A 19,899-nucleotide genomic window follows, 5' to 3' on the forward strand; every position below is an offset into this window, starting at 1 on the left:
ATTAAATCGATATGTTATTTAGTTAACGGTCATACATCCATCGGCACCCATATTTGAATGAACGTCCCTTCGCCTATTTTTGAGAGCATTTTTAAGGATCCGCCGAGCTCATTAACGCGCTCTTCCATCGTCAATAGACCGTATGAGGTTTGCTTCTTCGCTTCAAGGTCAAAGCCAATGCCGCTATCCTGCAAGCTCATATATACTTGATCTCCTGCACGCACCAGCCTTATGTCCATACTATCTGCCTTTGAGTGCCGAAGCGTATTGGACAATGCCTCCTGAGCGATTCGGAACAAATGATCCTCTGCATTGGGCTGCAGCACAATCGTATCATCAACTTCAAGAGTAATCGTCATCGGTACTTTCTGCTTAAGCTCTTCCACCAGCACGGTGAGCGCTTGTCCTAAATTTTTCCCATCTAAATGAACGGGGCGAAGATGAAGCAGCAGCGCACGCATTTCCGATTGCGCTACAGCTGCCATCTCTTCAATAAGCTGAACCTGACGCTTGGCCCGCTCCCAATCGCGATCTATCGTTCGGCTTACGGCTGTCGCTGTCATTGAAATAGCGAACAGCTGCTGGCTTACTGCATCGTGAAGCTCTCGTGCAAGCCGCTGCCGTTCCTCAATCACCGCTGTAAATTTCACTTTCTTCGTCCAATTCGGATCAACCTGCTCCTGCTCCGACATTTCATTTTCTGTCGCTTCCCCATTGCTCAACGTTACAGTAAAATGCCGTTTCTTCTGCTGCTCTGTAAGCCTCTTGAGCGCTTCTTTCAATCTCGAATTTTGCAAATACCCATTTAGTGCAGCGGCTGCCAACCCTGCTCCAACGATGGTCAACCCAATGACTGCCCATTTTCCTTGCAGCGTAAAAAGCGCAACATACCCTATGCCTTGCAGGACAATTACGACTAAACTAATTATTATCAGAAGCCAAAGTATCGTTTCTGTTACATTTCGCCTGCGGGCCGCATGATTCGGCTGCTCGTGCTGATTGCCCTGTTCCATACGGCTCACTTCCTTCTTTACACGTTTTAGGATATATGTAATAAAATCATGAAAGAGCAGACCGTATAACGGTCCGCTGCTTTCAGCTTAATAAATGTTATTTATCAGTTGGAGCTTTATCTAAGGAAGCTTTTGGATTCAGCTTGTTTTTGAGCGCTTGCAGTTGCTCATCTACCTTATGCTGCTTCTCTGCATCAGCCGCATTAAATCCGCTTGTTGTGCTGCTGTAAGTGTAAGGCGTGCGAAGCACATCAGCTTCAGCCTCAAGCTGCATAATTTTTTCTTCCATACGGTAGAAGCCGCGTGAAGCCGAGCCGCTGTCAATCGTGTGATTAGCTGTAAGCTGCGCCATTTGCTTTTGTGCTTTGGCTACTTGTGCACGGGAAGCGAGCTCATTGCGCTTGTTGCGTAATTGGTAGAACTCATCCTTCATGGTATGCAATTGCTGCAGCAATTCTTCCGCTTGGCTCTTCGATTGTGCATGCATATCTACATATTCCGTTACTTTCTGATCAAAGTAAAGCTTTTCTTCCAGCAGCTTGCGGGCAAGCTCCTCTTGACCGGCTCTCAGAGCCGCCTCAGCCTTCGATTCGCGGTCAGCTGTGCTGCGCACTGCTTCCTCAAGACGCTGCTTCACACGGCGTTCATTAGCCATTTGCTTAGCTACTGTTACTTCAGCTTGATGAATCTCAGACTCCATATCACGCAAGTATTGATTCAACATAATAATCGGATCTTCAATTTTGTCCAATGCCTCATTTACCGATGCCTTCGTCATATCCTTCATACGTTTGAAAATTCCCATATTATAAATCTCCCTTCTCATATTGAGCAATTTTGGCTTTCAGTTCTTCTATTTCCCGACGTAATGCTTTTTTCTCCAGATCATCCATCATGCTATCGAACTGTGTTGATGCTGCTTGTGGTCCTGGTTGAGATTGGCTCCATGCTCCTGGCGCTTGCGGAGGGTTTCTATAAGGTCCGCCGAATTGTGATTGCGAACCAAATCCACCATTATATCCTCCGTGACCACCATGTCCTCCAGCTCCACCGTGTCCACCATATCCGTTTCCGAATCCGTTTGGATTAAATACCGGCGGTTCCTTTGGTACGACCAGACCCGCAATAATGTATATAAGAATTACAGCGCCGCTTGTAAATATCGTAATGACAATGAGTAGAATCCGCAGCAAGGTCGCATCGACGTTTAACATTTCCGCTAGTCCGCCGCAAAGGCCGAACAGCTTCTTGTCGCGTGAAGATCGATACAGTTTTCTCAAGACGTCCAACCTTCCTTCTCAAGCTTTCGCTTCAATTGCTCAAGCTCTCTTTCTATAACGGAATGTACGGTATTGCCCGCTTCCGATACGAATTCTTGCCCCATTCTGCGAATGTCGCGCAAGCTCTTGGCTTCATGCTCCATCCCGCTGATGCGATCTTCCAGCCTTCTAAATACGGAGCCTGGCTGTACGCCTTGTTCGCCAAAGCCGCTGTTATAACGGCTGTTCATACGCTGCTGCAGCCTTAGTGATTCCATGCGTGCTGCATAGTATTCGCGTTTATCATAAACGGTTTGGTATTCACTGCGCATCTCGCGCAGCTGATCCTCAAGATCAAGCGTATTTTGTCTGCTTTGCTCATAAAGCTCGCGATACTGAATCGATCGTTCTTCAGAGCTTGCTTTCTCATGCAGCGCAATCCGTGCCATTTGCTCTTCTCCTGCTTTGAGAGCCGTCAACGCTTGATTCTCGCGTCTCTCTTTCTGTGCTTCTGCTTGGAGCCACTGTGCTTTCAAATGGTTGCTGTGACCTGCATACTGCTGATACAGCTTCTCCGCCTGTATAATATCTTCCCTTGTCGACCAGAGGAACTGATCAATCATGCGTACCGGATCCTCCGACTTTTCTAGTCTTTCATTTAATGTAGCAGCTGTAATATCACGTACACGTTTCATAATGCTCATTCCATGCCCTCCTTTGGCTAAGCAAAACAACTTTCTTGGATATAGCTTTCTATTCTTACTTCGCAGCTTTTAGTAAACTCCGCGTTTATTTTTCTTGAACAAGCTGATTCCGGCTGCGATCAAACCAATCGCAAGAAGCAGCATTATAATCACGCCAAGCTTGCCGAGCAGCATAAATCCGCCGATTACAATAAGTATGCCGCCGATCCATTTCTTATTGTTCATCCAACCAACGGCACCAAGCCCGATCAGTATGAACGGCATAATGAATCCGAATATAGCTCCGAAATGAATACCTACAAAATTAAGTACCGCGATGCCTCCGACGATTATGAGCAGTATGCCTAATGCACTTTTTCTATTCATCTTCAACTCTCACTCCTTTCAATTACTAGAATTTATTCTTTTTGTTTATTTCCTATTTCGTGTTGCTCTTGCTTATGTACTTAGTTTAGATCAATTTTCTTTATTCTAAAACGGACCTTCGGCGGTTTTCGAACTGGACTTAGGTCGAGTCAGCTGCCAGTCTCTAGGGACGAATCTCGCTTTTAACCGACTAATTACAGCTTAAACGTCATATAGCCTTATAATTAAATAGTTAAAGTGCCGTGCAAAGCGTCTCCCGCTTAGTCAGCACTTTATTCATTCGCTTCTATTTATTCGCGAGAAAAATATCGAACTGCGCCTGCTTTTCCGCGATAATTTTCTCGATTCCAGCAGCTTTAAGCCGCTCAATGTATTCGGGCAATACTTTATCAATCTCGACTGATCCGGTCTCCAGCGCTGTCTGGTATTGTCGGTCTACGTTAACGACCGCTGCAATTTCTGCACGAACCGAATTTCCATCAAATAGGAAGCCAAGCCCTGGCGATAGTTTCGCATTTTGATTAAAATCATAAAAGTTGTTCCACTTATTAGGGTCTTCTGTATCCCATACATAGTTCAGAAACTGATTGCCGAACATCCAGTTGGAAGCCGGATTGTAATCCTTTGTTTGCGCTGTGGGCTGAATTACGCTTTCGTTTATTTTCACATAATGCTTGCCCTCAATTCCATAATTCAATAAATTATTCAAATACTTATCGGTATGAAGTAAATTAATAAACATCATGGCGCGAGCCGGATCTTCAGAGGTTGACGATATCGCCAGCATTGAGCCTGCCGTCTCAGAGGTTGCAATCGTCTTTGCATTCAGTTCTAGCTGGGCAAGCTTGCCAATTAGTCCAGTCTGTATCGCCAGCTCTTCATCTTTGCCTGGCTTCAAAGAAGCCGTAATAGAAAAAACGTCTCCTGACCGCAGCGCATCCATATTCATTGTTTGATTAGTAGCCGCATCCTTGTTAATATACCCTTTTTTGAAGAAGTCCCGCGTGATGCGCAGTGTATCTACGTAACGTTCCACCTCGTAGTTAGGCATAACCATCGTGCTTTCTTCATCCTTTAGAATAATGCCTGGAATAGATGTATCGCCAAGTGCATCATAATTTCCAATATAGTGAGTATTGAACGTTTCCCCGAGCTTCATATAAATCGGGGTCATTCCTGGTTTTTTATCCAGAATTACTTTATATATAGCGTCCAAGTCGCTTATGCTCTTGACTGCTGACATATCCAAGCCTAATTCTTCTGCAATATCGGAACGGTAAATAATGCCTCCCTGTGCGGCAAACTCTTTGTTTGTCGGAACGGCGTAGTTTTTTCCATTGATCTTGGCACCTTCAAGAAATACGGGATCGAGTGATTGCAATATCCCCTGCCCATACTGCTCCAACAGATCATCAAGCTCAACAAAAGCACCCTTCGATACATGAACCGCATGCTTATTCCATTGTGCTGTAAATATAATATCGAACTTCTCTCGGGAGGCGATCATGAGGTTTGTTTTGTCGTCCCAAGGTCCCCAGTCGATCGGAATAATATCAATTTTGGCATTTATTTTGTCAGACAGATAATCATTTATCGCTGTTTCAATTTCTACCTCATCCTGCTGCGACGATCCAATATATACAAACTTTAAGGTATAGGCTCCGGAATTATTATTGTTGCTTTGCAATTCCTCATTATCATCGCCAACATCGAAAACGCTTTCAGTTTTGGTGCTTATTGGACTATTATTTTCAATACGTTCTGTATTACCCCCTCTGGAGCAAGCGCAGATCCAAATTAAGCCAATGAATAGAATCATTCTTGATCGATAGAAATGGCTCATTGTTCGGGTCATATTCCAATTGCCCCCTATGGGATAATCCAGATTTGAAGATGCTAGTTTTATTGTAAAGAATAAACAAAAAAATGCAAGCAAGAAAAACCCGCATCTTATTGCAAGATGCGGGTTGCTTCTAGTGCTTCATCCTATTTGCTGGCCAAAAATGCATTAAACTGCTTTTGTTTCTCAGCTACTACCTTCTCAACGCCTGCTTCTTTCAGCTTAGCCTCATATTCGGCAAGTGCTTTGTCCACATCAACAGAACCTGTTTCAAGCGCTCTTTGATATTGACGAATAACGTTTGCCAAAGCGCCAACTTCCGCTTTTACCGGCTCGCTGTCGAATACGAAGCCCAGTCCTGGAGAAATTTTTGCATTTTGGTTAAATTCTTTGAATTTAGCCCATTTATCCGGGTCCTCTGTATTCCAAATATAGTTCAGGAACTGATTGCCGAACATCCATGATGCGCCTGGATTATAATTCGGTGTATTTGCCGTAGCTGTAATAATTTCACCGTCACGAGTATAGTGATCGCCTTCGATACCGAAGTTCAGAATATTATTCAATTCTTTATCCGTATGCAGAAGATTGATCAGCATCATAGCGCGTGCCGGATCTTTTGATGTAAATGAAATGCCCAGCATCGAGCCAGCTGTTTCAGAGGTTGCAACCGTTTTTTCATTCATCGTAATTTGTGCCAGCTTGCCTGTCAGGTTTGAAGCACTCGCAATTTCATCTGCTTTACCCGGCTTCAACGATTCCAGCGTCGAGAATACGGTTCCGGCTACCCATGCGTCGCTAGAAGACACTTGGGTCGTAGCTGCATCCTTGTTAATGTAGCCTTTTTTGAAATAGTCACGAGTCAGATTCAAATATTCCTTATAGCGATCAAGCTGCTCGATCGGCATAACCGTTGTTTCATCTTTATCTTTCAGAATAGCTCCAGGAATCGTTGAATCCCCTAGAAAATCATAGTTGGCAAAAAAATGCGAGTTGAATGCGCCTGCTGTTGTGTATAACGGCGTTAATTCCGGTTTCTTTTCTTTCACAATCGCATAGACAGCATCTAAATCGGCAGGCGTTTTGACATTGCTCATGTCAATGCCGAGTTCATCTGTCACATCTTTTCGGTAAACGACTCCACCGGTTGCTGCTAATTCCTTATTCGTCGGAATACCGTAGTTTTTTCCGTTGATTTTTGCGCCTTCAAGGAATGCGGGATCAAGTGAATCCTTAATGCCTTGACCATATTCATTAAGCAGTTCACCTAGATCTATGAAAGCACCTTTGGCAACATATTTCGCATGTCCGTTCCATTGCGCTGTGAAAACAATATCAACGGCTTCGCTTGAAGCAACCATCAAGTTGATTTTGTCGTCCCAAGCACCCCAATCAATAGGTCTCAGATCGATTGTTGCATTAATTTTTTCAGTAAGAATCTTATTTAGAGCTGCTTCTATTTTTTTCTCATCAGCTTGCGGCGTACCCGGGTATACGAGAGAAATCTCATATGGCTTTAAGTCTGATGCCGGAGGAGCAGCATCTTCTGTTTTCGGTTTATTCGTAGCTGCATTTTCTTTCGGCGGATCGTTTTTTTTGCCGTTGTTTCCTGAGCATGCGGAAATAATTAATACGATGGACATCATCATGAGTAGAAGCATAGACGTTTTTTGTTTAACTTGCTTCATTGCGGGTGGACCTCCCTTAAGATATAAGATTATATGCTCAACCGACAATGTCGGCAAAAGCCTTGCGCAAGTCTACTTTAGGCGAAGCTAGCCTTTTACCGCACCAACGGTGAGGCCTTTAACGAAATATTTCTGGAAGAATGGGTAAGCGAAAATAATAGGGCCTATTCCAACAACAACCATCGCCATCCGAACCGTCTCGCTAGGAAATTTAAACTCTCCTCCAGCTGCCCTGATAGCTGCGGCTGCCGTGCTGTTATTTGCCAAAAACTGAATATTAAGCATTGTTTTATACATCAAGTATTGGACGGTGATATTCGCTTCCTTCGTGATGAACACCAGGCTAAGAAACCAGTCATTCCAATACGTTAATGTTTGGAATAGTGCTACGGTCGCAAGTACCGGGAGAGACAGCGGAAGAACAATTTTCACGAATATGGTCATTTCGCCTGCACCGTCGATTTTTGCAGACTCCAGAACGGCTGCCGGGATCGTTGTCTGAAAGAAGGTTCGGATAATAAGAACGAAGAAGGCTGCAACTACCAGCGGCATAATCAGTGCCATCATCGTATCCTTCAGATCAAGCACCTGCACATAAACTAAATACCATGGAACGAGGCCGCCCGAGAACAGCATCGTGAAAAATATGAAGAAGGTGAAAAACTTGGCATGCGGGAAATCAGATCTTGATATCGGATAAGCATATAGTGCCATAATCAATAAGCTCGATACGGTTCCAATAATCGTGACCATGATTGAAATGCTGTATGAGCGAATGATTTGTGTGGCGTCCTTGAATAGGAATTGATACGCTCCCAAATCCAGCTTAGAAGGTATAAATTGATAGCCTTCTCTTACAACTGTTCCTTCATCAGATATCGAAACCATGATGATCAGAAATAACGGTATGATGCAAAGCAATGAATACACAATAAAGAAAATATTGATACCTAGAGAAGCCGGGAGCGACAATTGATTTTTAAATTTGGACCCGGACGATTTTTTCTCAGCTGCTTCCATAGGATCACCTCCAACTATTTTTCATTAATTAGCAATCTTGCTTACTGTTTAAAATAATGCGTTATCCTTGTTGACTCGACGTACAACCCAATTGGATAGAAACACTAAAGTAAATCCGACAACCGACTGCAGCAGACCGGCTGCAGATGAAAGCCCAATATCTCCTACTGTCAGGAACGTACGGTATACGTAAGTATCGATTACATTCGTAACCGGGAACAGCACACCTGATTCTCTCGGAACCTGGAAGAATAGCCCAAAGTCAGCATTAAATATTTTTCCGATTTGCAGAAGCGTCATAATCGTAATAATAGGCATGATTAACGGGATCGTGATACTCGTCATTTGCTTCCATTTGCTTGCCCCATCTATGGTGGCTGCTTCGTAATACTCATCATCAATGCCGATAATCGCTGCCATGTAAATGACGGTAAAGTATCCCATGCTTTTCCATGTGTTTACGACAGGCAAAATGTAAGGCCAAACATTTTGAGTGAAATACCATTGCACTGGTTCGAGTCCGAGTGCCGGCATTAAGGAGGTATTCAAGTAGCCGTGCTGGTCGCTCAAAAAGCCGAAAACGAGATAGCTTATGACGACCATGGATAGAAAGTAAGGAAGGAACATGATCGTTTGATGCAGCTTAGCGAGAAATCTGCTTCGGATTTCATTGAGCATAATCGCGAAGGCTAGAGGAAAAATGAGGTTCAATACAATGAATCCCGAGTTATATAGCAGCGTATTTCGAGTAATGACCCAAGCATCTGATGTTTTGAACAAATACTCGAAGTTTTTAAGACCGCTCCAAGGACTTCCCAATATGCCATCCGCATAGTTAATATTTTTGAACGCAATGATGATTCCGAACATCGGTATGTAATTGTTCAGTACAAGCAGCACGATTGCCGGCAGCATCATAAAGTAAAACATCCAATACTTCCGGAATATACGAACTTGCGAAGTTTTCATAACTGTTTTCTTTGGAATATAGGCGGTTGTAGCCGCTTCCGACGCCTGATTCGCCATCGCCTTCCCCCTCCTCTTTCTGCTATTCATTGTTCTGTTTCTTGTATTTATTGTATAAAAAAAAGACGCCGACATCTGTCGGCGTCGTGACCGTATTAACGGTCATGTGACTTTTTAATCTATACGTCCTGGAATTTTTTGCGATACTCCTGCGGTGTCATACCTATCATTTTTTTGAATAGCTTGGAGAAGTGAGAAAAGTTGCCGTAGCCTACATGAATAGCAATATCGCTTACCCGGTTATTTGTTTTTTCCAGTTCGATTCTCGCTTTCGTAATTCGAAGCCTGACCAAATAATCGGTTAATGAATAACCGGTTTCCCTCCGGAACAATCGTGATAGATAGGCCGGGTTCAAAAACACATGCTCTGCTGCTTGCTCACGGCTAAACTCCTCGCCCAGATGCTCTTCCATGAAACGCTGCACCTTCTCGACCACCTGCGATACATCCTTGCCATTCTGATTCGCATATTCTGTTACTTGCAGGCTTAACTGCTGGGCCCAAGCTCTCATTCGTACTAACGATTTCAGAACATTTTCTGCTGCTTCCCATTCTCTCTTAGGAAACACATCAGTCATTTGAACCGACTTTTTATCAAGCCATTGAAACAGCATATTCATAAAGCCATAATAAAAAGCCACCATATATGTATAATCAACCTTCATCGACTGCATGCCATCAAAGCATTCGTCAATGCGCACCGACAATTCCTTTTGTTTGCCGGATTCCAGAAGCAGCGCCCATTCGGAGAATGGAACCTGCTGCGGTGTGCTTTGTTCAAGCTTCTGTTTATTCTCTCTTTCTCTAATAACAGAGCAGGTTTTGCTTATATTACTGCGCTCGAGCACTTGCAGAGCCTGAATGGATGTGCGTATTTGCTGCACCTCTACAGCCTCTCCGATATAACAGGACAAATGACAATGCAGCATGTTTCTACATTTATCGATAAAGATTTGACAGCTTTCAGCTGTCGCAGATTCAGACTGCGCATCTTCATCCTGAACCCCATAGAACAGTACATATAGAATCCCGTTGCTATCCTGTACGATATGTCCTGGAGCCTTCTGCAGAATCATCTCCTCCGCTGCATTCTTCACGCCATAGGTCATAATTTCCTCATCTCGGGCGGACCATTCTTCCCTCCACTGTTCAATACTAATCATTACCACACGAATCGGACTGCTTGCCTGCAGAGGCAAAGCGTAGTTTTGCAATGCAGAATTAAGCTGCTGAGGCGCTGATGACAGTCTAAAGTGCAGCACGTCCTGCCAGAACCGTTCAATTAGAATGGGACGCTCCTTGTTCCACTGCTCATAAAACAAGTTATAAGTACCTCGGATTTTGTTCAGCTGTTCCAACTCGCGGACCTTATCCAATGCACTATTCACGCAGGCTTTGAGTGCGCCATGATCAATTGGCTTCAGCAGATAATCGAAGCAATCCAGCTGAACGGCTTGCTGCGCATATTTAAAATCGGCATGTCCTGTCAGAAAGATGGTGATGCTTAAAGGCGAATGCTCGTTTACCCATTCCAACAAATCAATTCCGCTTTGATTCGGCATATCAATGTCCGATAAGACAATGTGAATGATATGCTCCTTCAGCAGTGCCTGCGCTTCCTCTACATCATATGCAGTATAAATATTGGCTATCGGCAGCTCCGACCAATCTATTCCTTTCACAATGCCTCGAATGGCTATATCCTCATCATCGACAACTAATAAATTATACAACGGCTTTAACTCCTTCTGCAGGCTTTGGAAATACGATCGCCACGATCGCGCCGCTGCCCTCCGATTGATTGCTGAATGTAATAGAGGTCTGAGCACCATACAGAAGCTGCAGTCTATGAATGACATTTATGATGCCTAAGCTGCTGGATTCCTCCTGTTGAAACAATTCATTATTTTGCAGCTTATGCAGTAACTCCGGACTGAAACCAACACCATTATCGCTAATCGTCAGCATAAAGCCATTTTGCACCGTTTCAGCCTTAATTTTAATTTCGAACAGCTGCCTTCTATTTTTAAAGCCATGGATGATACTGTTTTCTACAAATGGCTGTACAGTTAATGCGGCAATGGGAAAATTCAAAATATCATCCAAGCCTTCAAACTTGCATAACAGCTTGTCTGGAAATCTGATTTGTTGAATGGTCATGTAGTTCTCGATATGAGTAAGCTCCTCCTTAAGCGAAATGGTATCTCGATTGGCTCGCATAATGAACCGGAAATAATCGGCTAGATGAAGGGACATTTTTTTGACAGACTCTGTATCGTTTAATGCCGCTAAATTATAAATGATATTTAAGCTGTTCATATAAAAATGCGGATTAATCTGCGCCTGCAGCTGTTTTAATTCACCTTGCTTAACACGAAGCTGCTCCTCATAAACGTCGATCTTCAATGTTTTGATTTGTTCTGCCATGACGTTAAACGTGTTGCCGAGAAATTCAAATTCCAGCGTTTTATTTTTCTTTAAACGAACGTCCAGCATGCCAAGTGAAATTTTCTTCATCGCAAGTATGAGCTCTTGCAGCGGCTTAAACAGCATATTCCTCATAAAGAACAAATAAATTAGTAAAATCGCAAGAAAGCCAATAGGTGCAAATAAAGTCGCATTTCGGAAAAAATACAAATTCTGCAGCAGCGTCTCCTCCGGAATAACGACGCGGTAAGCAATATCAACCATGCTGCTTGCTCGATTCATAACGAGATAATTTGCCCCGCTCTTCCTGTCGGTAAGCGATTCATACGGCTTGTCGGAAATGTTATAGCTCAATTCCAGCGGCGTAAGATTTTCCGTTAGAGACTGGACAAGCCTATTCTCATGCCGCAAATAGATTCCGTTATGGCCGATATCTCCATCACTCCATTGGATCGATAGCATAGCATTTATATCTATTATTCTAATAATTGCGCCAACATAAAGCCCATCCGCTACCTTAATGAAATTGATAATAAAATATTTACCCGGCATTCGCGCATCCTCTCTGACCTCCCATCTATGTTGATCGCTTTGTGCGAGGTTAATGTCATTCGTCATATCGTCCATATGCGTTTGGATCATTTTTTTTGTTTCATTATATATGCTTTTTGTGCCAAAAATAATGTCATTCTTATGATACAAAAACACGGCATCAATTAGGTTATATACACCAACGTCCCGGTTCAGCTTAGAATCGATTCTTATTTTCGTTAAAGTATAGCCGTCACTGTCCATAGGAAAGGACATAAGCAGCCCAACGTCCGAATCGAGCACCGACATTTTATACAGATAATCATTTATTTGAGATAGATTATGATCAGTCTGTCCGACATAAATATCGAGCGTATTTCGATAAGTCTCGGCTACTTTTTCCCTTACGATGTCCCGTGAGTAGCTGTTATTAATGAGCATATAGATGACAACCGGAAGCATAACCGCCATAAACCCGATAATAAGACGCGTTCTAATGGATTTACCAAACATCACGCTTCACTTTCCTCCTATAGAGCCTTAGAATATTCTCTAATTCTACCATTTAATGCGCTTTCTTAACATCAGAAAAAAGGGGTATAAAAGGCTTCATGCCTCTCATACCCCTTCACACATCAGCTAAATCTCTACTTTTTTATTCAACAAGTAACTCATTAAATAAAGAGATCCTATAAAAAATACCAGTTCCATCAAAAACGGTCCGATCAAAAAATTAATATTCATGTTTGAAAAAAATGATAAGCTTGCATCATTAGAATCTGTAATGTCCATAGAGATGACTCCGATTGATGCTTTATTATTATGAAACAAGAGATATTGCAACCAAGAGTAAACGCTTTGCAGAATAATGAAAAAGAGAATGCCGATCCATGTAGATCCTTTAACACGAAAGCTTCTTGCCACCGTTATAGAGAGCAAGATTGCAACCATTATACACGTGTAGCCCCATACCGTTTGCAACACGATCCCCATTATCGCCCCTATATTCCATAATTCAGGTTGTTTCAGTAGACTGGTATCCCAATCCGAATATGAGGCATAAATCAAAAAGTGAATCGCTGCAATAACGACAACGGCCATCATGACAAACCAGCTTAGAATAATAACAGCTCCAACACCATTAAGCGGATGCAGGGTAAGCAGCCTTCGGCTGTATGATTTAATATTATGGTCAAAGGTTCTGCAGCAATTAATGAAAAGCAGTATACCAGTCAAAGAATAGAGGAATGCACTGAGGCTTACTAATACAATCTCATCCCAATTTCTTGTTAAGCCTACAATAGTGAGTACCACTTGCACGATTATGAGTATAGCGAGTGTGCTGAGGATGCCATCGCTGTTTCGCTTCCAATCATATTTCAGTAGCTTGATCATTCTCCAAACACCCCCTTAAACATTTCATCAATGCTTTTTCCGTGAGTAATTCGAATATTCTCAACCTCATCCTGCAGCACGATTTTTCCCTCGCGTATAAATATCACTTCATCAAAAATTCTCTCGATATCATGCACGAGGTGAGTTGATACAAGCATACTGCTTTCTTCATTATAATAGTTCACGATGGCATCCAATATTTTCGCTCTCGCAACAGGATCTACGCCTCCGATCGGCTCATCCAGCAGATATAGCTTGGCATTGCGGGATAAAGTAAGTGTAAGCTGAAGGCGTTCATTCATCCCCTTAGATAACGTGCTGATCCGATCCGTTTTATTAAGCTTCATGAAGGTGAGCATCTCATTTGCTTTGGCAGCATCGAAATCTGTAAAAAAGTCATTGTAATACTGTATCGCATTCTCCACGCGCATCCAGCTCTCCGTCAAGGGCTGATCCGGCATAAATGAAGTGACTGCTCTTGTCTCCCTGCCTACGAGCTGCCCGCCTATTGTAACCGTACCAGAGGCTGGCTGTATCAAGCCTGCTGCTAGCTTCATTATCGTGCTCTTGCCGCTTCCGTTGCTTCCGAGCAAGCCAATAATCTTACCGGGAGACAAGGTGAATGATACATTGTCTAAAGCCTTCTTGCCTCTATATGATTTTGTTACATTTGTTAGCTGCAATACGCTCTCCACATTCCTTCACTCCTATTCTTTGTCTTCCTCATTCACCGCTTGAGCGACAATTGTCACGATATCGTTATTTGCGAATCCAAGCTCCTGCATGCCTTGTATAAACCGGCCAAGCAGGTCTCCAGCCATTTCTTTCTTAATCTCCATAATTTTCGACTCCTCACTTGTGACATAACGGCCCAAGCCTCGTTTTGTTTCGACAATTCCATCACGTTCCAGCTCTTGAAAAGTACGCTGTACCGTATTGGGGTTAATTTGCAGCTCTAGTGCGAGCTCACGTACAGCTGGTATTTTGTCACCGGCCTTTAAGTTGCCAATAACGATTTCTTTCTTAATATAATTCATAATTTGGATGTAAATCGGCATGTTATTATCAAATTCAATGCTCACAATTTGTCCTTCTCCCCTCCGGTGCTTCAGTACCAACGGCATACTTAGGCGATGTCTCGTTTCTTAAATGTAACAAAGCTTGCGGCTAAAAATAATAAGACATATGCAGCAGCTACAACGCTCGAGAAGCTGAACGTCATTCCTTCTATTGGCGGTCCACTGCTTGCATATATAGACAGATCAGTATTCATAAATAACAAGTATTTGGAGAAATCATAGCCCGAAAGCAGCATCGAAAGTATGCCTTCCAGCAAAACCGCTGTCATGCCAATTCCTATTGTAGCTCCCGACGACCTCGTTATGACTCCAAACATAAACGTTAGTGTAACGTAAATCCCTGTGTATATGAATTGATATAGAGCTGCTTGCGCGATTTTCTGCCAGATATGATCTCCTGCAGCATGATCGAAAACAATAAAGCCTCCCGTAGCAGCAATAATCGCTGAGAATATAATTAACGAGCAAGTGAAAAGCAGTACAGTTACATATTTTGAAGCTAGTATTTCACTTCTGCTGTGTGCACGAATTAATAAAAATTTGATTGTGCCGAGCTGATGCTCTTTCGAGACAACACCCGCTGTAAAAATGATCGCAATAATTGTAACGATAACACCTACTCCATTTTTCGCCATAATGATACTCGTGAATTCCAATACGGTAGGCATTTCATCCCCAGCTGTCGCAACAATTAGATAGCCGACGGCTGCTATACATATTAAGATGGCAGCATATGCAATTAAGAAGCTTCGTTTCTTAGACATTTTCAGCCATTCATTGTATACCAATTGTCCAAAACTAAGCAATGCGATTACCTCCCGTCCATTTCAAAAACTCATCTTCCAGCGATTGCTTTGTTTCCGTTATACGATAAATTTGCACTTGTTCCGATCCGAGTTTGGCTACAACCTGTGGAATTTGCTCATCCATCAATGACAATACAAGCTCATTGCTTTCCACCAGCATTTGAACAACTTCTACTTGCTCTACATTTGCAGCTGCTTTTCTTGCGCGATCCAGATCATCCACACGAATGGATATTGAAATGTTCTGCTCCTGCAGCACAGGTTCGCCTAGTGTACGATGAGTTACATATTTGCCTTCTTGAATGACAACTACACGGCTGCACATTAGTTCCATCTCAGCAAGCAAGTGGCTCGATACTAGAATTGAAATTCCAGCTTCATTCGCAATTCTTTTTAAATATTCTCGCATCTCCCGAATACCTGCAGGATCAAGCCCATTAGTTGGTTCATCAAGGATAAGCAAGGACGGGTTGTGCAGCAGTGCCTGTGCGATGCCGAGACGCTGTCTCATACCAAGTGAATATGCTCTTACCTTCTTATTCATTGCATCCTGTAAACCAACAAGCTCGGTTACAGTTTTAAGTCTTTCTTCCGTTACTCCTTCCGACATCCTCTGATATTGTTTTAAATTATCATAGCCTGTCATATAGGGGTAAAACTCTGGATTTTCAATTATGGCTCCGATGTTCCGTATTGCCTTAGTAAAATCACTTCGGATGCTTTTCCCCTGAATGAAAACATCACCCTCGCTCATATCCATTAATCCAACAATCATACGGATCGTCGTCGTCTTGCCAGCACCATTAGGCCCCAGTAATCCAACAATCTCTCCTGGATAAACATCAAAAGATAATTGATCAACAATTTTTTTACCTGAAATCAATTTCGTTACATTTCTCAACTGCATTACGGCATGCTGCTGATTTTGATACGCACTCATGTTTCTTCGACCTCCAGTGTCCTTGTGTATTAGTTATATAGTACACTAATAAATGGGTACTGTAAATAGGCTATATTAGTGCGTTCAATAGCTGTAGTTAGAATGCAAACACAAAAAAACTCTTAAGATCCTAGGATCTTAAGAGTTTAAGTTTAATTGTTGGTGCCGATGAGAGGACTCGAACCTCCACGGTTTCCCTCACGATTTTGAGTCGCGCGCGTCTGCCATTCCGCCACATCGGCAAGTTGTATAGATGGCGTGCCCTAAGAGATTCGAACTCCTGGCCTTTTGATTCGTAGTCAAACGCTCTATCCAGCTGAGCTAAGGGCACATATGTTTTCAAGAAATTTGTGGAGGCGCCACCCAGACTCGAACTGGGGGTAGAGCTTTTGCAGAGCTCTGCCTTACCACTTGGCTATGGCGCCAACATAATGGAGCGGAAGACGGGAATCGAACCCGCGACCCTCGCCTTGGCAAGGCGATGCTCTACCGCTGAGCCACTTCCGCAAATAAATGGCTGGGGATTCAGGATTCGAACCTGAGATGACGGAGTCAAAGTCCGTTGCCTTACCGCTTGGCTAAACCCCAACATTTTGTATTGCATTTTTTAAATAAAAATGGGGCGATCGAGGGGAATTGAACCCCCGAGTGTCGGATCCACAAACCGATGCGTTAACCACTTCGCCACGACCGCCACAATAAGTATTCTATTGGCAGGGGCAGCAGGAATTGAACCCACACCAAAGGTTTTGGAGACCTTTGTTCTACCTTTAAACTATGCCCCTAAGGTAAACTGGTGGAGGATGATGGATTCGAACCACCGAACTCAGAGAGAGCAGATTTACAGTCTGCCGTGTTTAGCCACTTCACTAATCCTCCATATGGTGCCGTCGAGAGGACTTGAACCCCCAACCTACTGATTACAAGTCAGTTGCTCTACCAGTTGAGCTACAACGGCATATACACTTACAGTCTTTCTAACAAAACATAATGGTGGCTCGGGACGGAATCGAACCGCCGACACGAGGATTTTCAGTCCTCTGCTCTACCGACTGAGCTACCGAGCCTGATGTTTTTTTGAAAAGTGGCGGAGCTGACGGGATTCGAACCCGCGGTCTCCTGCGTGACAGGCAGGCATGTTGGGCCACTACACCACAGCTCCACATCATATCTCGGAAACTTCCGATAGGTGGTAATTGGTTGCGGGGGCAGGATTTGAACCTGCGGCCTTCGGGTTATGAGCCCGACGAGCTACCGGGCTGCTCCACCCCGCGTCGATCAAAAATTATTATGGTGGAGGCTGACGGGATCGAACCGCCGACCCTCTGCTTGTAAGGCAGATGCTCTCCCAGCTGAGCTAAGCCTCCATGTTGAGCGACTTTTATATTATATCGTATGATATTTTTTTAGTCAAGCTCTTTTTTAAAAAAAATTGGTGACCCGTAGGGGACTCGAACCCCTGTTACCTCCGTGAAAGGGAGGTGTCTTAACCACTTGACCAACGGGCCGCATACTGGCGGAGAAGGAGGGATTCGAACCCTCGAGACCCGGTTAGAGCCTACACGATTTCCAATCGTGCTCCTTCGACCACTCGGACACTTCTCCAGTATATGGCTCCCCGAACAGGACTCGAACCTGTGACAACTCGATTAACAGTCGAGTGCTCTACCAACTGAGCTATCAGGGAAAATAAATGATCTCAAAGCTTACGCCCTGAAAACTGGATACGAAAGGTAGGTTTGCTGAAACCTTACTGCTGTTGTCTGCCGGATGTATGGGTCCAAACAAACTGTTTTAGGATAAGCCCTCGACCGATTAGTATTCGTCAGCTCCACACATTGCTGTGCTTCCACCCCGAACCTATCAACCTCGTCGTCTTCAAGGGGTCTTACATACTGGGAAATCTCATCTTGAGGGGGGCTTCACGCTTAGATGCTTTCAGCGCTTATCCCGTCCGTACTTGGCTACCCAGCGGTGCTCCTGGCGGAACAACTGGTACACCAGCGGTACGTCCATCCCGGTCCTCTCGTACTAAGGACAGCTCCTCTCAAATTTCCTGCGCCCGCGACAGATAGGGACCGAACTGTCTCACGACGTTCTGAACCCAGCTCGCGTACCGCTTTAATGGGCGAACAGCCCAACCCTTGGGACCTACTTCAGCCCCAGGATGCGATGAGCCGACATCGAGGTGCCAAACCTCCCCGTCGATGTGGACTCTTGGGGGAGATAAGCCTGTTATCCCCAGGGTAGCTTTTATCCGTTGAGCGATGGCCCTTCCATTCGGTACCACCGGATCACTAAGCCCGACTTTCGTCCCTGCTCGACTTGTAGGTCTCGCAGTCAAGCTCCCTTATGCCTTTGCACTCTACGAATGATTTCCAACCATTCTGAGGGAACCTTTGGGCGCCTCCGTTACATTTTAGGAGGCGACCGCCCCAGTCAAACTGTCCACCTGACACGGTCCCCGAACCAGTTTCATGGTCCTAGGTTAGAACTCCGATACGATCAGGGTGGTATCCCAACGTTGCCTCCACACAAGCTGGCGCTCATGCTTCAAAGGCTCCCACCTATCCTGTACAGATCGTACCAAAGTTCAATATCAAGTTACAGTAAAGCTCCATGGGGTCTTTCCGTCTTGTCGCGGGTAACCTGCATCTTCACAGGTATTAAAATTTCACCGGATCTCTCGTTGAGACAGCGCCCAAGTCGTTACGCCATTCGTGCGGGTCAGAATTTACCTGACAAGGAATTTCGCTACCTTAGGACCGTTATAGTTACGGCCGCCGTTTACTGGGGCTTCGGTTCACAGCTTCGGGTTTAACCCCTAACCGCTCCCCTTAACCTTCCAGCACCGGGCAGGCGTCAGCCCGTATACTTCGCCTTACGGCTTCGCACAGACCTGTGTTTTTGCTAAACAGTCGCTTGGGCCTTTTCACTGCGGCCCCCTCAGGCTATTCACCTTACCGGGGCACCCCTTCTCCCGAAGTTACGGGGTCATTTTGCCGAGTTCCTTAACGAGAGTTCTTCCGCGCGCCTTAGCATGCTCTGCTCGCCTACCTGTGTCGGTTTGCGGTACGGGCACCTAGATCTCACTAGAGGCTTTTCTTGACAGCCGGAGTACATGACCTTCGCTACTGCAATTTTCGCTCCCCATCACAGCCCAGCCTTTATGATCGACGGATTTGCCTATCGATCAGCCTCACTGCTTGGACGGACTATTCCATCAGTCCGCGTCACTGCCCTTCTGTGTCACCCCATTGCTCAAACGATCTTCGGTGGTACAGGAATTTCAACCTGTTGTCCATCCACTACGCCTTTCGGCCTCGCGTTAGGTCCCGACTTACCCTGAGAGGACGAGCCTTCCTCAGGAACCCTTAGGCTTTCGGCGGACAAGATTCTCACTTGTCTTTTCGTTACTCATACCGGCATTCTCACTTGAATACAGTCCACCAGTCCTCACGGTCCAACTTCAATCCGTATTCAACGCTCCCCTACCCAAGTACCATATAGGCACATGTCATAGCTTCGGTGGTGTGTTTAGCCCCGTTACATTTTCGGCGCAGAGTCACTCGACCAGTGAGCTATTACGCACTCTTTAAATGATGGCTGCTTCTAAGCCAACATCCTGGTTGTCTTTGCAACTCCACATCCTTTCCCACTTAACACACACTTGGGGACCTTAGCTGATGATCTGGGCTGTTTCCCTCTTGACAATGGATCTTAGCACTCACTGTCTGACTCCCGAGTAGCACGTCTATGGCATTCGGAGTTTGACTGGACTTGGTAACCCTTGGCGGGCCCCGCA

The 19,899-nt window shown here is 44.5% G+C and carries 16 protein-coding genes, 16 tRNA genes and 1 rRNA gene (1 of these 33 cut by a window edge); all 33 read right to left on the bottom strand.

Annotated features, from left to right (window positions below):
• Positions 1-29: 29 nt before the first annotated feature.
• The gene (locus tag CEF13_RS22945; protein WP_102714359.1) at positions 30-1,013 is read right to left on the bottom strand and encodes a sensor histidine kinase; all 984 of its coding nucleotides are present in this window, start codon (positions 1,011-1,013) and stop codon (positions 30-32) included.
• 97 nt (positions 1,014-1,110) lie between these two features.
• Positions 1,111-1,818, bottom strand: a complete 708-nt coding sequence (locus tag CEF13_RS22950; protein WP_102714361.1) for a PspA/IM30 family protein — start codon at positions 1,816-1,818, stop codon at positions 1,111-1,113.
• Position 1,819: 1 nt separating this feature from the next.
• Positions 1,820-2,293, bottom strand: coding sequence for a PspC domain-containing protein (locus CEF13_RS22955; RefSeq protein ID WP_102714363.1), 474 nt, complete (start codon positions 2,291-2,293; stop codon positions 1,820-1,822).
• Complete coding sequence (locus CEF13_RS22960; protein ID WP_102714365.1) at positions 2,290-2,976, bottom strand: PspA/IM30 family protein; 687 nt, start codon at positions 2,974-2,976, stop codon at positions 2,290-2,292. Before CEF13_RS22960 ends, CEF13_RS22955 begins: the two co-directional genes overlap by 4 nt.
• A gap of 69 nt (positions 2,977-3,045) precedes the next feature.
• Positions 3,046-3,342 carry a LiaF transmembrane domain-containing protein gene (locus tag CEF13_RS22965; RefSeq protein ID WP_102714367.1) on the bottom strand — a complete coding sequence of 99 codons (297 nt, stop codon included), beginning with the start codon at positions 3,340-3,342 and terminating at the stop codon, positions 3,046-3,048.
• 286 nt (positions 3,343-3,628) lie between these two features.
• Positions 3,629-5,197, bottom strand: a complete 1,569-nt coding sequence (locus tag CEF13_RS22970; RefSeq protein ID WP_243864395.1) for an ABC transporter substrate-binding protein — start codon at positions 5,195-5,197, stop codon at positions 3,629-3,631.
• 131 nt (positions 5,198-5,328) lie between these two features.
• On the bottom strand, positions 5,329-6,870 hold the full coding sequence (locus tag CEF13_RS22975; protein ID WP_102714369.1) for an ABC transporter substrate-binding protein: 1,542 nt from the start codon (positions 6,868-6,870) through the stop codon (positions 5,329-5,331).
• A gap of 87 nt (positions 6,871-6,957) precedes the next feature.
• The gene (locus tag CEF13_RS22980; protein ID WP_102714371.1) at positions 6,958-7,890 is read right to left on the bottom strand and encodes a carbohydrate ABC transporter permease; all 933 of its coding nucleotides are present in this window, start codon (positions 7,888-7,890) and stop codon (positions 6,958-6,960) included.
• Positions 7,891-7,938: 48 nt separating this feature from the next.
• Complete coding sequence (locus CEF13_RS22985; RefSeq protein WP_102714373.1) at positions 7,939-8,916, bottom strand: ABC transporter permease; 978 nt, start codon at positions 8,914-8,916, stop codon at positions 7,939-7,941.
• Between the two features lie 119 nt (positions 8,917-9,035).
• Positions 9,036-10,649 (bottom strand): helix-turn-helix domain-containing protein, encoded by a 1,614-nt coding sequence (locus CEF13_RS22990; RefSeq protein WP_243864396.1) that lies wholly within the window; start codon positions 10,647-10,649, stop codon positions 9,036-9,038.
• On the bottom strand, positions 10,642-12,387 hold the full coding sequence (locus CEF13_RS22995; RefSeq protein WP_208414432.1) for a sensor histidine kinase: 1,746 nt from the start codon (positions 12,385-12,387) through the stop codon (positions 10,642-10,644). The genes CEF13_RS22990 and CEF13_RS22995 overlap by 8 nt, the downstream gene beginning before the upstream one ends.
• Before the next feature lie 126 nt (positions 12,388-12,513).
• Positions 12,514-13,269 carry a hypothetical protein gene (locus tag CEF13_RS23000; RefSeq protein ID WP_102714379.1) on the bottom strand — a complete coding sequence of 252 codons (756 nt, stop codon included), beginning with the start codon at positions 13,267-13,269 and terminating at the stop codon, positions 12,514-12,516.
• Positions 13,266-13,964 (bottom strand): ABC transporter ATP-binding protein, encoded by a 699-nt coding sequence (locus tag CEF13_RS23005; RefSeq protein WP_102714381.1) that lies wholly within the window; start codon positions 13,962-13,964, stop codon positions 13,266-13,268. The genes CEF13_RS23000 and CEF13_RS23005 overlap by 4 nt, the downstream gene beginning before the upstream one ends.
• Positions 13,965-13,976: 12 nt before the next feature.
• On the bottom strand, positions 13,977-14,351 hold the full coding sequence (locus CEF13_RS23010; RefSeq protein ID WP_102714383.1) for a GntR family transcriptional regulator: 375 nt from the start codon (positions 14,349-14,351) through the stop codon (positions 13,977-13,979).
• Positions 14,352-14,395: 44 nt separating this feature from the next.
• Positions 14,396-15,154, bottom strand: a complete 759-nt coding sequence (locus CEF13_RS23015; protein ID WP_102714385.1) for an ABC transporter permease — start codon at positions 15,152-15,154, stop codon at positions 14,396-14,398.
• Positions 15,147-16,094, bottom strand: a complete 948-nt coding sequence (locus CEF13_RS23020; protein WP_102714386.1) for an ABC transporter ATP-binding protein — start codon at positions 16,092-16,094, stop codon at positions 15,147-15,149. The genes CEF13_RS23015 and CEF13_RS23020 overlap by 8 nt, the downstream gene beginning before the upstream one ends.
• A 160-nt stretch (positions 16,095-16,254) precedes the next feature.
• Positions 16,255-16,336: transfer RNA gene (locus CEF13_RS23025), tRNA-Leu, on the bottom strand.
• 12 nt (positions 16,337-16,348) lie between these two features.
• Positions 16,349-16,425, bottom strand: a tRNA-Arg gene (locus CEF13_RS23030).
• 20 nt (positions 16,426-16,445) lie between these two features.
• Positions 16,446-16,519: transfer RNA gene (locus tag CEF13_RS23035), tRNA-Cys, on the bottom strand.
• Between the two features lie 7 nt (positions 16,520-16,526).
• Positions 16,527-16,601, bottom strand: a tRNA-Gly gene (locus CEF13_RS23040).
• 7 nt (positions 16,602-16,608) lie between these two features.
• Positions 16,609-16,682 (bottom strand) — tRNA-Gln (locus CEF13_RS23045).
• Between the two features lie 30 nt (positions 16,683-16,712).
• Positions 16,713-16,788 (bottom strand) — tRNA-His (locus tag CEF13_RS23050).
• A 17-nt stretch (positions 16,789-16,805) separates the two neighbouring features.
• Positions 16,806-16,879: transfer RNA gene (locus tag CEF13_RS23055), tRNA-Trp, on the bottom strand.
• 9 nt (positions 16,880-16,888) lie between these two features.
• Positions 16,889-16,973 (bottom strand) — tRNA-Tyr (locus CEF13_RS23060).
• Between the two features lie 3 nt (positions 16,974-16,976).
• Positions 16,977-17,052, bottom strand: a tRNA-Thr gene (locus CEF13_RS23065).
• A gap of 33 nt (positions 17,053-17,085) precedes the next feature.
• A tRNA-Phe gene (locus CEF13_RS23070) sits at positions 17,086-17,161 on the bottom strand.
• A gap of 18 nt (positions 17,162-17,179) precedes the next feature.
• Positions 17,180-17,256 (bottom strand) — tRNA-Asp (locus tag CEF13_RS23075).
• Positions 17,257-17,291: 35 nt separating this feature from the next.
• Positions 17,292-17,368, bottom strand: a tRNA-Met gene (locus CEF13_RS23080).
• 17 nt (positions 17,369-17,385) lie between these two features.
• Positions 17,386-17,461, bottom strand: a tRNA-Val gene (locus CEF13_RS23085).
• Positions 17,462-17,527: 66 nt separating this feature from the next.
• A tRNA-Glu gene (locus CEF13_RS23090) sits at positions 17,528-17,602 on the bottom strand.
• 6 nt (positions 17,603-17,608) lie between these two features.
• Positions 17,609-17,699: transfer RNA gene (locus tag CEF13_RS23095), tRNA-Ser, on the bottom strand.
• A 6-nt stretch (positions 17,700-17,705) separates the two neighbouring features.
• Positions 17,706-17,781 (bottom strand) — tRNA-Asn (locus CEF13_RS23100).
• A gap of 108 nt (positions 17,782-17,889) precedes the next feature.
• A 23S ribosomal RNA gene (locus CEF13_RS23105) occupies positions 17,890-19,899 on the bottom strand; it runs 926 nt beyond the window's last position.

Source organism: Paenibacillus castaneae, from assembly GCF_002884445.1.
Lineage (GTDB): Bacteria > Bacillota > Bacilli > Paenibacillales > Paenibacillaceae > Pristimantibacillus > Pristimantibacillus castaneae.

Bases quoted from the DNA above. Each gene is read 5' to 3' on its own strand.
- CEF13_RS22945 (WP_102714359.1), bottom strand. From the start codon at position 1,013: ATGGAACAGGGCAATCAGCACGAGCAGCCGAATCATGCGGCCCGCAGG.
- CEF13_RS22950 (WP_102714361.1), bottom strand. From the start codon at position 1,818: ATGGGAATTTTCAAACGTATGAAGGATATGACGAAGGCATCGGTAAAT.
- CEF13_RS22960 (WP_102714365.1), bottom strand. From the start codon at position 2,976: ATGAGCATTATGAAACGTGTACGTGATATTACAGCTGCTACATTAAAT.
- CEF13_RS22965 (WP_102714367.1), bottom strand. From the start codon at position 3,342: ATGAATAGAAAAAGTGCATTAGGCATACTGCTCATAATCGTCGGAGGC.
- CEF13_RS22970 (WP_243864395.1), bottom strand. From the start codon at position 5,197: ATGACCCGAACAATGAGCCATTTCTATCGATCAAGAATGATTCTATTC.
- CEF13_RS22975 (WP_102714369.1), bottom strand. From the start codon at position 6,870: ATGAAGCAAGTTAAACAAAAAACGTCTATGCTTCTACTCATGATGATG.
- CEF13_RS22980 (WP_102714371.1), bottom strand. From the start codon at position 7,890: ATGGAAGCAGCTGAGAAAAAATCGTCCGGGTCCAAATTTAAAAATCAA.
- CEF13_RS22985 (WP_102714373.1), bottom strand. From the start codon at position 8,916: ATGGCGAATCAGGCGTCGGAAGCGGCTACAACCGCCTATATTCCAAAG.
- CEF13_RS22995 (WP_208414432.1), bottom strand. From the start codon at position 12,387: ATGTTTGGTAAATCCATTAGAACGCGTCTTATTATCGGGTTTATGGCG.
- CEF13_RS23000 (WP_102714379.1), bottom strand. From the start codon at position 13,269: ATGATCAAGCTACTGAAATATGATTGGAAGCGAAACAGCGATGGCATC.
- CEF13_RS23020 (WP_102714386.1), bottom strand. From the start codon at position 16,094: ATGAGTGCGTATCAAAATCAGCAGCATGCCGTAATGCAGTTGAGAAAT.